Annotated in this window: 11 protein-coding genes and 1 pseudogene; 3 read left to right on the forward strand and 9 right to left on the reverse strand. The window is 72.8% G+C overall.

The annotated features are described in order from the left end of the window. Nucleotides 1-3: 3 nt before the first annotated feature. The 4 genes from BM076_RS04580 to BM076_RS04595 all read right to left on the reverse strand — a co-directional run bounded on the left by BM076_RS04580 (nt 4) and on the right by BM076_RS04595 (nt 3,290). The gene (locus tag BM076_RS04580; RefSeq protein ID WP_093712022.1) at nt 4-543 is read right to left on the reverse strand and encodes a copper chaperone PCu(A)C; all 540 of its coding nucleotides are present in this window, start codon (nt 541-543) and stop codon (nt 4-6) included. Beyond that, entirely contained in the window at nt 540-1,259 is a 720-nt protein-coding gene (locus BM076_RS04585; protein ID WP_093712023.1) for an SCO family protein, read from the reverse strand. The genes BM076_RS04580 and BM076_RS04585 overlap by 4 nt, the downstream gene beginning before the upstream one ends. 92 nt (nt 1,260-1,351) lie before the next feature. Further along, entirely contained in the window at nt 1,352-2,101 is a 750-nt protein-coding gene (locus BM076_RS04590; RefSeq protein WP_093712024.1) for a YcnI family copper-binding membrane protein, read from the reverse strand. Nucleotides 2,102-2,396: 295 nt separating this feature from the next. Then, nucleotides 2,397-3,290: a hypothetical protein gene (locus BM076_RS04595; protein WP_093712242.1), complete on the reverse strand. Its 894-nt coding sequence runs from the start codon at nt 3,288-3,290 to the stop codon at nt 2,397-2,399. Between the two features lie 204 nt (nt 3,291-3,494). Here BM076_RS04595 and BM076_RS04600 point away from each other — a divergent pair, with 204 nt between their 5' ends. Continuing rightward, on the forward strand, nt 3,495-3,938 hold the full coding sequence (locus BM076_RS04600; RefSeq protein ID WP_093712025.1) for an ATP-binding protein: 444 nt from the start codon (nt 3,495-3,497) through the stop codon (nt 3,936-3,938). Between the two features lie 45 nt (nt 3,939-3,983). Here BM076_RS04600 and BM076_RS04605 read toward each other — a convergent pair whose 3' ends face one another. Together BM076_RS04605 and BM076_RS04610 are read right to left on the reverse strand one after the other, a co-directional pair. Then, nucleotides 3,984-5,450 (reverse strand): aminopeptidase P family protein, encoded by a 1,467-nt coding sequence (locus tag BM076_RS04605; RefSeq protein ID WP_093712026.1) that lies wholly within the window; start codon nt 5,448-5,450, stop codon nt 3,984-3,986. A 141-nt stretch (nt 5,451-5,591) separates the two neighbouring features. Next, on the reverse strand, nt 5,592-7,286 hold the full coding sequence (locus BM076_RS04610) for a PP2C family protein-serine/threonine phosphatase (protein WP_093712027.1): 1,695 nt from the start codon (nt 7,284-7,286) through the stop codon (nt 5,592-5,594). Nucleotides 7,287-7,955: 669 nt separating this feature from the next. On the opposite strand from BM076_RS04610, the gene BM076_RS04615 reads away from it, so the two are divergent. Continuing rightward, entirely contained in the window at nt 7,956-8,642 is a 687-nt protein-coding gene (locus BM076_RS04615) for a bifunctional DNA primase/polymerase (protein ID WP_093712028.1), read from the forward strand. A 236-nt stretch (nt 8,643-8,878) separates the two neighbouring features. Continuing rightward, on the forward strand, nt 8,879-9,148 hold the full coding sequence (locus tag BM076_RS04620; RefSeq protein ID WP_093712029.1) for a hypothetical protein: 270 nt from the start codon (nt 8,879-8,881) through the stop codon (nt 9,146-9,148). A gap of 578 nt (nt 9,149-9,726) precedes the next feature. On the opposite strand, the gene BM076_RS04625 is transcribed toward BM076_RS04620, so the two are convergent. From BM076_RS04625 to BM076_RS04635, 3 genes and pseudogenes are all read right to left on the reverse strand, one after another. Next, complete coding sequence (locus tag BM076_RS04625) at nt 9,727-10,701, reverse strand: DUF5926 family protein (RefSeq protein WP_093712030.1); 975 nt, start codon at nt 10,699-10,701, stop codon at nt 9,727-9,729. Nucleotides 10,702-10,934: 233 nt separating this feature from the next. Further along, nucleotides 10,935-11,519: pseudogene (locus tag BM076_RS04630) on the reverse strand (ATP-binding protein); the annotation flags it as partial. A gap of 235 nt (nt 11,520-11,754) precedes the next feature. After that, complete coding sequence (locus BM076_RS04635; RefSeq protein ID WP_245795717.1) at nt 11,755-12,582, reverse strand: glycerophosphodiester phosphodiesterase; 828 nt, start codon at nt 12,580-12,582, stop codon at nt 11,755-11,757. Nucleotides 12,583-12,850 lie beyond the last annotated feature (268 nt).

Here is a 12,850-nt window from a genome sequence, read left to right on the forward strand (position 1 = left end):
CGGTCAGCCCTTCGGGTCCGGGTCCGTGGTGGAGGTGTCCGTGTCCGGGCGGTACGTCGTCGGCCGTACGGGCACGGTGACCGTGACCGTGGCGGGCGTCGCGTGGGTGAAGTGCAGTCGCAGGGTGACCTTCTCACCGACGCCCGGCTTGTGGGTCAGCCGCTCCAGCATCATGTGGTCGCCGCCGGTGCCCAGCGTCAGCCTGCCGTGCGCGGGCACGGTCAGCGCCGTCACCTGCCGCATGGTGGTGCCCGTCGTGGTGTGCAGGGTCGCGGACGCCGACAGCGACGTGGTCACCGAGGTGAGCTGCGCGTCGCCGCCGCCGGTGTTGACCACCGTCACGTACGCGGCGGCCTCGTCCGTCAGCAGCGGTTGCGGTATGTAGCCGGTGCTGACCGCGACCTTTCCCGTACCGCCGCCGGCCGGGCCGCTTCCCGGGCCGTCGCCGGAGGAGCCGTCGCTCAGCGCGACGCCCGCGCCGGTCGCCAGCGCCACCGCCGCCGTACCGGCGACCGCGCCGATCAGTGCGCGCCGCCGCCTCACGGCGCCTCGCTCCTGATGATCTTCGGCAGGTCGGCGGCGAACTGCTCCGCCGTGGTGCCGGACATGTAGAGGACGTGCGCCTTGTTGTCCTTGGGCCAGAAGGCCAGCACCTCGGCGCCGTGCGTGACGGTGATGCTGCCGTCCTTCTCCTTGACCGGCGGGTCGATGCCGACGCCGACCGAGCGGGCCGCGGCCTGGATGGTGGCGAATTTGCCGGTCAGCCCGATGAAGGACTTGTCCATCGCGCCGAGCCACTCGGTCAGCCGCGCCGGGGTGTCGCGCTCCGGGTCGGAGCTGACGAAGACCACCCGCAGCGCGTCCTGGTCGGCCTTGGACAGCTTGGCCTTGGCCAGCGCCAGGTCGCTCATGGTGGTCGGGCAGACGTCGGGGCAGTGCGTGTAGCCGAAGAAGAGCAGCGTCGGGTGCCCGGCGGTCTCCTTCACCAGGTCGTACGGCTTGCCCTGGTTGTCGGTCAGATCGAGGGCCGGCTTGGCGAACGGCGTGTCGAGCACGGTGCCCGGCTTCTGCGGTGCCTCGGCGGACACGGCCGCCACATTGGCGTTCGCCGACGAGTCGGCGTCGCTGCCGCAGCCGGTGAGCAGCAGCGCGCCCGCGGCGGCGAGCGCCGCTGCGGACAGCACGGCGGTACGGGTACGGGTCCTGCCGGTCGTAAGGGTCACGCGGGTCGTACGAGGGGTGGTGCCGGTGGTGCGCATGAAGGTGATGCCCCTTCAGTGGACGGAGGGGCCGGGCGGGCACGGCTCGCGTGCGCCGCCCGGCGGTTGTACGGGAAATCCGTGAGCCGTGGTCAGGCGGACGGGTTCCGGCGGCGCCCGGCGAAGACGCCGTAGCCGATTCCGATGGCGCCGACGACGATGCCCGCGACGCCCAGGGCGCGGGCGGTGCCGTCGCTGCTGTCGGAGGACGAGGCGGCCGACGTCTGTGAACCGTTGGACGAGCCCGACGCCTTGGCGTCCGCGGCGCTCGCCGACGGCGAGGCCGAGGCGCCGCTGTCGGTGGCCGCCGCCGTCAGCTTCAGGGTCGGCGCCGGGTGCTGCGGTTCGGGCTGGCCCTCCTGCGGCACGTCGATCCAGCGCACGATGTCACCGTTGTCGTACGTCTGGAGCGCCTTGAAGACCAGCGAGTCCGTGTCGCTCGGCAGCGGCCCGAAGGAGACGGGGAACTGCTGGAACTGCCCGGGGGCGATTTTCCCACCGCTCCAGGTGATCTTGGTGACCGCCTCGTCGATGGTGCCGTCGTCCGAGGTCAGCGGCTTGGCCAGCTTCGTCTTGGTGATCTGTGCGGTCCAGCCGGGCACGGGCTGGATGGAGACCGAGGCGACCGGGTGGTCGGCCGGCAGATTGACCTCCAGCTTCGTGGTGGACGCGCTGTCCTCCTCGTTGGGCACCTTGAAGGCGACCGTGCTGTAACTGCCCTTGGCCGCCGCGTTCGGCGTCACGGTCACATGGGCGAAGGCGGGGACGGCGGCCAGGAGGACGGTGGCGCCGGCGAAAGCGGCGACGGTCGCGGCACGGCCGCGCATACGTGAGCTGCTCATGGCAGGGGGATGCTCCAGTTTCTCCGCTGTCCACAGGACGTGGGCAGCGGGACGACGGTGACGTGGCGTGGACCCGCGGACCGCGGCATTCGGCGGCGTCCGGCGCATCGGCTGCGCACAGGTGACGCACAGTGCCGTGCGTGCATACGTGCATGCATGCGTGCATGCGTACGTGCATGCGGTCGGCGGAGGCGTGGGCGGCGGCCCGCACCCGCGCGCCACCGTCGCCGTACCCGTGGCACCCCGTGCGGCCGAAGAGCGGCACACGAGGGGAGACGGTACGAGCGCGGGAGCGTCAGGCGGTGGTCGCCGCGAGGAACACCGGGGGTCCGCGCCTGGCCAGCGCGTGCCGCAGCAGCCACACCGTGCGGTGCCTGGCCGGTGCCGCGCTCGTCGTACGGCGCCGCCTCGGACGTACGGCCGCGATCCCTGCGGCCTGGGCGGCGAGCGCCGACAGCAGCGTACGGGCGCGGCGCAGCACGGCCGGCGAGAGCGCGGCCAGTTCGGCGGCGCCCCGTACGGACAGCCGTATCAGCCGCCACAGCGCCGCTTCGCCGCGCCGCAGCAGCCAGCCCGCCACCACGGCGGCGAGCAGGTGACCGAGGAACATCGGCAGCGAGCAGAAGGGCAGCGCCATCATGGCGTGCGCGGCGCCGCCCGTACCGCCCGTGCCTCCCGTACCTGAAGCGCTCATGTCCATGCCCGGCATGTGCACGGGCGCGCCCATCGCGGACGGGTCGAGCCCGGCCTGCGTGACGATCCAGCGGGCCCTGACCGGGGTGAGCGGCGCGGCGGCGGTGTGCCCGCAGACCAGCCGGGCCGCGACGGCCAGCAGCCCCGCGTCCCCCGCACCGGAACCCGAAGCCGAAGCCGTACCCGCGCCCGCGGCGGGGGTCATGCTCGCGCAGACCTGCCCGACATTGAAGACGCTGTGCAGCGCGAGCTGTCCGACGGCGAGGGCGGCGGCGATGCCCGGCAGCGAGCGTTCCCGCCCGGCGAGCGGCGCCACGACCGCGAAGACCGACAGCCAGCCGACCACCAGGGCCCACACCGGCACCGGCCGCCCCGACGCCATGCCGTGTCCGACCGCGGCCAGCGCGACACAGACCGCGGTGAACACCGCGGCCCGCAGCAGTCGCATTCCGGCGCCGGCGCGCACGGAGGGGACGGAGCCCCGCATGGCAGTCATGACGGCCGCCATCCTCCCACCGCGGCTCCCGCCCCGATACGGCGGGTGCCCGGCTCGCGGGGGCGTGCGCCCGCCACCTCTTACACCCGTACGCCGGGCAATGGCATCCGCCGAATGAGCGGTATCACGTCAACACCAGGCTTACCGGACGCTCTTCGCGGCAATACGTAACCGTATGTCGAGCCGCAGCCAGGAGGCTGGAGCATGAGCATCTGGTGGTCACTCCATTTGCGGCGCGAGGCTGCGAGCGTTCCGCTGGCCAGACGGCTGCTGATGGGGACCATGGAGACGGCCGGCGTCGACCCCGACATCTCCTTCGACCTCGCGGTGGCCCTCTCGGAGGCGTGTGCGAACGCCGTGGAGCACGCCGGATCGGGCACCGAGTACAGCGTCACCGCCCGGATCGACGGCGACCAATGCCGTATCGAGGTCGCCGACTCCGGCGCGGGCTTCCCCCGCGACCGCTTCCGTCACCCGGCCCGCCCGCTGAGCGCGCGCGGGCGGCAGGCCGAGCACGGGCGCGGACTCTTCCTCATCGAGGCGCTGGTGGACCATGTCCACTTCCAGGACCGGCCGGGCGCCGGCACCGTCGTGTCCTTCGACAAGGTGCTCAAGTGGCGGGACGACGCCCTGCTGAAGGCGTCGTAGCCCGCCACTATCCGCTCCCGTAATGGTCCGCGCTCAGCGCGACGATCAGCCGCGCAGCGCCGCCATCCACGCCTCGACCTCGGCCGCGCCGCGCGGCAGCCCCTGCGACAGATTGCGGTTGCCGTCGTCCGTGACCAGGATGTCGTCCTCGATCCGGACACCGATGCCGCGGTACTCCTCCGGCACCGACAGGTCGTCCGTCTGGAAGTACAGACCGGGCTCCACCGTCAGCACCATGCCGGGCTCCAGCGTGCAGTCCACATACGTCTCGGTCCGCGCGTGCGCGCAGTCGTGGACGTCCATGCCCAGCATGTGGCCGGTGCCGTGCAGGGTCCAGCGGCGCTGGAGTGCCAGCTCCAGCACCCGCTCGACCGGGCCCTCAAGCAGCCCCCACTCGACCAGCTTCTCGGCCAGCACGCGCTGCGACGCCTCGTGGAAGTCGCGGTAGGCCGCGCCCGGCTTGACCGCGTCGATCCCTGCCTGCTGCGACTCGTGCACCGCGTCGTAGATCTTGCGCTGGAGCGGCGAGAAGGTGCCGCTGATCGGCAGGGTGCGGGTGACGTCCGCGGTGTAGAGGTGGTGGGTCTCCACGCCCGCGTCCAGCAGCAGCAGTTCGCCGGAGCGGACCGGGCCGTCGTTGCGCACCCAGTGCAGGGTGGTGGCGTGCGGGCCCGCGGCGCAGATCGAGCCGTAGCCGACGTCGTTGCCCTCGACGCGGGCGCGCAGGAAGAAGGTGCCCTCGATGTAGCGCTCGGAGGTGGCCTCCGCCTTGTCGAGCGCCTTGACGACGTCCTCGAAGCCGCGCGCGGTGGAGTCGCACGCCTTCTGCAGTTCGGCGATCTCGAACTCGTCCTTGACCAGGCGCATCTCGGAGAGGAATTCGGTCAGCTCGGTGTCGCGCTCGGCCGTCACCTTGTCGGTGAGCGCCGCCTCGATGCCCGCGTCGTGCCCGCGCACCACCCGCACGGGACCGGTCGCCTCGCGCAGCGCGTCCGCCGCCTTGCGGACGTCCTTGCAGGGCAGCCCGAGCAGCTGCTCGGCCTCGGTCAGGCTGTGCCGCCGGCCGACCCACAGCTCGCCCTGGCCGTCGAGCCAGAATTCGCCGTTCTCCCGGTTGGAGCGCGGCAGCAGATACGCGGTGGCCGCGTGCCCGCCGCCCCGCTGCGGCTCCAGCACCAGGACGGCGTCCTGCGTCTGGTCACCGGTCAGATAGGCGTATTCGGTGGAGGCCCGGAAGGGGTACTCGGTGTCGTTGGAACGCGTCCGCAGATTGCCCGCCGGTACGACGATCCGCTCGCCGGGGAAGCGGGCGGAGAGCGTGGCGCGGCGGGCGGCGGCGTAGGAGGACTGCGGCAGCGGGCTCAGCCCGCGCAGTTCGGTGTCGGCCCAGTCGGACTTCATCACGGCCGCCAGCTCGTCGGAAACCACCGGGTAGAGCCGGTTCTTGCGCTCCTTGATCGGCTTGTCGTCGCTCTCGGCGCCGCCATCGGTGCCTGTCGTCGCCTCGGCCACGTCCTGTCTCCTCCTCGCTGTCACCGCCGTGGGCCACGCTGCCGGGCCCACCGGCCTCTACGCATCGTATGTGCGGGCGGAAGAGGGCGTGCAGGGGGCATAGCCCGCGAATCGGGCGGTGGTGATCCGCTGCGGGACGGTTCAGTCGAAGCGGACGGCGAGCAGGACGACGTCCTCGGTGGATTCGGTGGATTCGGTGGACTTGTTGGACGCCGTGCCGCCGGGGTCCTCCGGCCCGTGCTCCAGTCCGTGCTCCAGCCCTTCGGGCAGCACGGTGCGCACGATGTGGTCGGCGAGCCGGTCGGGGTCGTCGCGTACGGCGCGCGGGGCGCCCTGCGCGGCGGCGTGCAGCCGGGCCAGCGCCCGGTCGGCGGACTCCCCCGTACGGTGCAGCAGCCCGTCGCTGTACAGCAGCAGCGTTTCTCCGGGCCGCGCGTACAGCTCCACGCTGGGCGCCTCCCAGCAGCTGAGCATGTTCAGCGGCGCGGACAGCGTCGTCTCGACGTACTCGCAGCGCCGGTCGCCGACCACCAGCGGCGGGCAGTGCCCGGCGCCCGCCAGGGTCAGCTTGCGGCCCGCGACGGCCGACGTACCGGTGCGGCCCGGCGCGGCCGGCGGCTCCACGTACGCGAACAGCGCCGTCGCGGATCTGGCCGGCTCGGTGAGCCGCATCAGCAGCTCCAGGTCGGACAGCACGGCGACCGGGTCCTCGCCCTCCATCACCGCGTACGCCCGCAGGCTCGCGCGCAGCCGTCCCATCGCGGCCACCGCGCCGGGACCGCGGCCGGTGACCCCGCCCACGGCGAGGCCGAGCGCGCCCTCGGGCAGCGGCAGCGCGTCGTACCAGTCGCCGCCGCCGCGCGGCCCGGCGCTGTGCCGGACGGCCATCCGTACGCCGGGGACGCGCGGCAGCCGCTCGGGCAGCAGCTCGGCGGCGAACGCCGCCATGGTGTCCCGCGCGCGGCGCAGGTCGAGGACACGGGCGGTGTGCTCGGCCGCGTACCGCAGATACAGGCCCATCAGGCGGCGCTGCCGGTCGTCGGGCTCCGCGGGCTCGTCGTAGAACCAGACGGCCGTGCCGAGCCTGCCGTGCGTCTCGGCGGTCAGGCGCAGCGCGTAGCTGGCGCCGAGGCCGAGCTGGACGGCGACCTCGCGGTGGCGGTTGCCGAGGCCGGGTTCGTGGAGGAGGTCGGGGTGGACGTGCTCGGTGCCGTCGTCCGCGTACGTGGCGTCCGTGGCCTCGGTGGCGTCCGTCGTATCGCTATCTGTGGCGGCCTCGTCGGCCGTGCCCGCCTCGCCGTCGTCGCCGTCCGCGCCGTCCGCACTGTTGTCGTTCGCGGACGTCCGCGGCTCAGGCGCGCGTACGTGCTCCGGCTCCGGTTCCGGCTCCGGGGGGACGGTCGAGATGGTGCCGAGGTCGGCGTGGCCGAGGCCCAGGCCGATGGTGCGGTCGGGGCCGAGACCGTCGGCCGGCTCCAGGGCGATCATGCCGCGCCGGGCGCCGACCAGGGTGGCCCCGGCCCGCAGCACCTCGTGCAGCGCGTCGTCGAGCGTGCCCGTGCGCGACAGCCGTTCGGTCAGCTCGTGCACCAGCGACAGGTCGCAGACCCAGGACGCCAGCCGGTCCTGGACGGCGGGGGAGCCGTACCGGTCCGCGGTGAGGGCGACGTGCCGGGGTGCGGTCGGCGCGGGAGCGGGGGGCGTGACGGTCGTGCCGGCCGGGACCGCCGGGGCGGTCGTGACCTGCGTCGGGCCCCCCGAAGGGGCCGCATTCTGCGCCGCCGCGGAAGGTGATGGCTCGGTTCCGGCCACTTTTCTCACGTGGGCGGCGCTCATGGCCGGGGACTTCCGGCCGGTCGCCAATGGATGGGGCATTCAACGCTTTTCGGCCGCAATGCGCGGCGCATCTGCATCAATAGCATCGCAAACCCCCATGTCGTGGCGCGTCGCTACCAAGGAACCCACTTGTACACGCACAATCGCGGGCATGTCCAGGATTGTCCTGGTAGAAGGAGTGGTGTCGGGGTAGCCGTGCGTCGCGCGGTATGACCACGCGGTGATCACGCGAGATCCGAGGGGAGTTCCGGGACGGTCCCGGACCGTTCCCCGACTGGTACGCGGCCTCACCTGGGATGGTCGCGCCTCCGCCGCACGTTGGCCGGAAAGCGCCACCCCCGCCGCATGCGCGCTGTCGACTGATCCCGGCCAACAGCGCGTCATAATCACGGGTGCTGGGTAGGAACCCGGAGTCCGGCTCAAGCGTCGTAGTACGTAAGCAATTGACAGCCGACCCCACCCCGAGTGGCGACGGGAGCTGCGCCCAGCGGGATCCACGAGATGTGGCTCACGATCGGGGCACGTGAGCAAGCGCCATGCGCACGCCACCCTTCGCCACGTTCCACGCTCGGCTGGCAGCATGATGCGCTGCCTCGTAAGCGGTGTGCTCGACAGTTGCACGGGTAATTGGGCAGATCCCTGGGCGTTAACGGAAAGGAACGAGCGCTGATGCGCGAGATCCTCGGAAGGCGACGCAAGCTCTCACTGCCGCGGAAGGGGCGGACCGCGTTGCGAGACGCGGCGCTCACCTACGCGGAACAGTGGAAATGGCGCGTGGTACCCGGCGTCGGGTACGACAAGCGCGGCACATGGCGGGCGACCGGCGCGCAGCCGTGCGCCTGCGCCCGCCCCAACTGCCCGGTGCCCGGGGCTCATCCGCATGAACCCGGGCTGCTGGCCGCCACCCGCGACCCGCGCATGGTGCGCTGGTGGTGGACGCGCAGGCCGGACGCGCCGGTGATCCTGGCGACCGGTGACCGGGTGTCCGCGGCGAGCCTGCCCGCGGTGGCCGGCGCGCGGGCGCTGGACGCGATGGAACGGCTCGGCGTACGGCTCGGCCCGGTGCTGGCCACCCCGACCCGCTACGTGATCCTCGTCGCGCCCTACTCGCTCGCCGAACTGGGCGAACTCCTCGACAGCCAGGACTGGGTGCCGACGTCGCTGCGCTACCACGGCGACGGCGGATACGTGGCGCTGCCGCCGTCGAGCAGCAGCGCGGGGCAACTGCGCTGGGTACGGCCGCCGGTCGCGGGGACGGACGGGGCCGCGCCCTGGCTGCCGCGGATCGGCGACCTGGTGGACGCGCTGGTGCGGGCGGGCCGCACCACGCCGGACGGCGACCGGCTGACGTACTGAGGTTCCCCTTGTACGGCGCCGCGCCTGTTCTGAACAGCGTTCAGAACAGGCGCGTTGTTGTAGGCGTCGCCACCGGGGGAAGGGGCAGACGGCCTGCGACCGTTCTGCCGCTCGCCTTGTCACTCGTTCGGGTAACCGCGCGCCGTGGCCGTCCGCTGAACGGCGCCTGATCGTCCAGAAGCACCCGGTCCGACCGCTACGTTCGGCGGACCGCAACCGTCGAGGCAGGTGGGGTCGTGCCCGTGGAGCCGCAGTCGCAGTCACCGTCGCAAGCCCAGCAGCGGACGGCACCGCAGGACGACCATGTGTCGGGGCTGCGGATGGTCGCGCTCGCGAGCGTCGCCGCCCTCGCCGTCGTCCTCCCGCTCGCCGCGGCCACCGAAGGCCCCGCCGAACACGCGGGCCACAGCGGGCATTCCGGACACCCAGGTCTCAGTGCTCCGCACGGGAGAACGGCGTCCGCGGACGGCTACGGGATGCTTTCGCGGCCGGGCGACGGCACGTGATCGCCTGCGGCGCGCGGGCCCGGAAAGCGGGCCCGGAAAACGGAAACGCCCGGCCGCTGGCGACGGGGGATGCACCAGCGACCGGGCTGTTCAAACGGTAACAAGACTTCGTCCGATCGCAAATTCCCCCTCGGCGGGGGGCTGGCCGATTCCTCGCTTTTCCTTGGGAGTTGTGACCGGAATCACTGACCGACCGCTCAGTCGGCTCCGCCTCGGACAGCCCCACCCGCACACCCGGAAGTCGGCGCCCCTGCCGGGGAGGTCGGCGCCTGATGTCTCCTGCGGAGTGCGGTGCGTTGGGGGCGCGGCCCGCTGCCCGCGCATGCGGAGGACGTTCACCATCAGGGGCGCGGGGAACTGCGCGCTCAGCCCGCGCGGGCCTTCAGGAAAAAGCCGCCCCCAGCGGGGCAGACGCTGTTGTTTTGCGACCGCCGGCCGGTGGGGGCGGGCCGCGCAGTTCCCCGCGCCCCTGGAGGGGCACCCTCCTCCGCTACCTCGCCCAGGAGGGGCACCCTCCTCCGCAGAGGTGCGGGGACAGGGGCCGAGCCCCTGTCGCGTACCCCCCCTCCGGAGGAGGGTCAGCTGAGGGTGATCTGCCGGTTGGTGAAACCGCTGCGAGCCCGCCGCTCCTCGGCGGACAACGCACCCCCCGCCGCGAGCGACTCGGCGAGCCGCTCGCCGAAGGAAGCCGCCGGCTTCTCCACCTCGTCCGCCCCCATCCCGACCGGCAGGTCCCAGACCGGCACCACGAGCCCGTGCGCCCGGAAGGACCCGACCAGCCGCGTACCGTCGCCGAGCGACGACACCCCGGCGGCGTGCAGCCGCGCCAGAGCGTCGAGCAACTCCTCCTCCGCGTGCGGCATCACCCACCGAAGGTGGTTCTTCTCCGGCGTCTCGCACCAGTACGCCGCGTCCACCCCGCTCAGCCGCACCGTGGGAATCGCCGCCTCGTTGGCGCGCTCCAGCGACGCCGCCACCTCACCGGTGGCCGCCTCGGCGTCCTCCAGCCAGAATTCGAAGCCGGTGTGCACCTCGGGCACGAACGCCGCGTCCAGGTCGAGCAGATCCTGCAGCCGCGGCGCGTCGGCGGCCGGGCGGCGCCCCTCGACGGGGGAGCCGGGCGTCGCGGTGAGCGCCCGCAGCAGGGTGTCGGCGAGGTCGCGGCTGACGTCGCCGGAGGCGGCCTCGTTCTGGAGGCCGAGCAGCACCGCGCCGGTGTCGCGGCGCAGCCCCGGCCAGGCCATGGGCAGCACGGTGCCGAGCGTCACGGACGGCACCCCGTCGGGCAGCGGGTCCTTGAGGGTGAGCGCGGCGGTCGCGGCCGGCACCAGTTCGCGCAGCGCGACCCAGTCGCACTCGCCGGGCAGCCCCTCGAACGGCCGACGCACCAGCTCGGTCGCCGCGTGCGCGGCCTCCCGCCCGTGGCACGCCTTGTAGCGGCGCCCCGACCCGCACGGGCAGGGCTCGCGAGCGCCGACCACGGGAACGTCACCGTTCGCCAGGGACTTCACTTTCGTCTTCGTCGCGGTAGCGGTCGCGCGCTTCTTGGCCATGGCTCGGTCTCTCCCGTAACGGCGGTGTTCCGGCCGTGAGCCTAGCGCTCGGCGGGCCCGCCGACGGACCACGGCGTACGCGCCCCGGTCGCCGTGACGGCGATGACTCAGCGGTGCGTGGAGCCGCCGTCCCGTACGGGCCGGGCCCCGGCGCGGTCCTCGGTACGGTCCTCGGCACGGTTGAGGTCGGCCGGCGCCGTGACCGGCGCGAGGTCGTCCAGCACCCCCAGGGCTCCGAGCGCTTCGAGCGAATCGGCGAGGTCGAGGGAGCCGGCGGTGTGGCCGGGCCGGCCGCCGACCGTCAGTTGTGTGTCGCGCCGCGCGTGCCGGGCCCGTACCGGAAGCACCGCCCAGACCGTCACCTCGCCGGGCGCGTCGTCCCGTACGCCCCAGCGCAGCGACAGAGTGCCGACGATGCCCAGGCCGCGCCCGCCGCGCGCGCTCAGCGAGGGGCTGGACGGGCGTGGCCGGGTGGGGCCGCCGCCGTCGGTCACCTCGACCGCGAGCAGTCCGTCCTCGCCTATCGCCCAGGCGGCGCGTATCCCGCAGTCGGCCCCGGCCGTACGACCGGCGCCCTTGTCCTTGGCCGCGGTGCCGTTCGCGCCGCCACCGCGGTCCTCCAGCGGGCGGGCGTGCCGGAAGGAGTTGCTGAGCAGCTCGGAGAGGATGAGGACGGCGTCGTCGATCACCGGCTCCGGCACGTCCTGCGCGCACAATTCGCTGCGTAGTTTCCGGCGTGCCACGGCAACGCCGGTCGGACCATGGGGCAGGGCCATGGTCGACGACGTCGGCACCTCCTGCGCCACCATCAACGACACCCCCGAGACCTCCTTCACCCCACGCCATGGGAGGGATGCCCTCTGGGACTCGGCCGGAAACAAGCCAACCGCGATCTATTGACGCACTCCGTACACATTCCTGACGTACGAAAGCCGCCGATCACCGCCCGGACACGGTCCGAACGCGCCGGAGCACGACCTGTGACGACTGTCGCCTGTCGATATCGGCTGTTGTCTGTTGCTTCCTGCTGTGGCCTGCGGATATCCGGGGAGTTCAACGGCCCAGTTGCGACAGAACCGCACCAGGGCGGTTGGTGATGATGGAGTCGACGCCGAGCCGTACACACAAATCCACATCGGCCGGCTCGTCCACCGTCCACACATGCACGCGATGCCCGGCGTGGCGCAAACGCGCCACGTATCCGGGGTCGGCGCGCACGATCCGCATGCTCGGCCCCGCGATCCCGACGCCCGCCGGCAGCCGGCCGCCCGCGCGCCGCGGCAGCAGCAGGTGCCGGAGGAGGAAGACGGTCGGTACGGCGGGCGCCGCCAGCCGTACCCGGCGCAGCGCGCGCGGCGAGAAGCTCATCACCCGGACCCGCGCGGCCTCGCCCGGCGCCGGCCGGTCGAGGCCGAAGTGCCGCAGCAGGTCGAGCAGTCGCCGCTCGACCTGGCCCGACCAGCGCGTCGGGTGCTTCGTCTCGATCGCCAGCTCCACGCGGCGGTCGGTGTCCGCGACCAGTTCGAGGAGGCGGTGCAGCGTGAGGATCCCTCGTTCTCCCCCGTCCTCGTCCTTCCCGCGGTCCTTCCCACGGTCCTTCCAGGAACCGAAATCGAGTTCGGAGAGTTGGGCGAGGGTCATGCCGGAGACGGGGCCGCGGCCGTCGGACGTACGGTCCACCCGCCGGTCGTGCACGCACACCAGCTCGCCGTCCGCGCTCAGCCGTACGTCGCAGTCCAGGGCGTCCGCCCCGTCCTCGATGGCTTTCCGGTACGCGGCGAGCGTATGTTCTGGTACGTCCGCGGAGGCGCCCCTGTGGGCGACGACCTGCACAGGTCGTCCGTCCGGGAACGGCTCCGGGACCGCGCGCGCGAATGTCACCGTGTCATGGTGCCACCGGACCCCCGGCGAACCCGTGCCACGGACCGTACGAGTCATGGCCCGTACGGCGGGCACGCGGAGATGCACAGCTACCGCTTACGGCGGTCCGACACGCGGTGGGAAATGCTGTGTTCGGCCCACCGAACTTGTCCCGACCTTGTTCTGAACCTGACCTGACTCTGAGGAGAAACGCTGTGAGCACCGAGAACGAAGCCGGCTCCGGCCCGGCTGCGGAGTCGGCAGCGCCCGCGTCCGACGGTGCCCCGGC

Source organism: Actinacidiphila alni (genome assembly GCF_900112845.1).
In the GTDB taxonomy this organism is placed as follows: domain Bacteria; phylum Actinomycetota; class Actinomycetes; order Streptomycetales; family Streptomycetaceae; genus Actinacidiphila; species Actinacidiphila alni.

Bases quoted from the DNA above. Each gene is read 5' to 3' on its own strand.
- BM076_RS04615 (WP_093712028.1), top strand. From the start codon at position 7,956: ATGCGCGAGATCCTCGGAAGGCGACGCAAGCTCTCACTGCCGCGGAAG.
- BM076_RS04595 (WP_093712242.1), bottom strand. From the start codon at position 3,290: ATGACTGCCATGCGGGGCTCCGTCCCCTCCGTGCGCGCCGGCGCCGGA.
- BM076_RS04585 (WP_093712023.1), bottom strand. From the start codon at position 1,259: ATGCGCACCACCGGCACCACCCCTCGTACGACCCGCGTGACCCTTACG.
- BM076_RS04600 (WP_093712025.1), top strand. From the start codon at position 3,495: ATGAGCATCTGGTGGTCACTCCATTTGCGGCGCGAGGCTGCGAGCGTT.
- BM076_RS04625 (WP_093712030.1), bottom strand. From the start codon at position 10,701: ATGGCCAAGAAGCGCGCGACCGCTACCGCGACGAAGACGAAAGTGAAG.
- BM076_RS04610 (WP_093712027.1), bottom strand. From the start codon at position 7,286: ATGAGCGCCGCCCACGTGAGAAAAGTGGCCGGAACCGAGCCATCACCT.
- BM076_RS04590 (WP_093712024.1), bottom strand. From the start codon at position 2,101: ATGAGCAGCTCACGTATGCGCGGCCGTGCCGCGACCGTCGCCGCTTTC.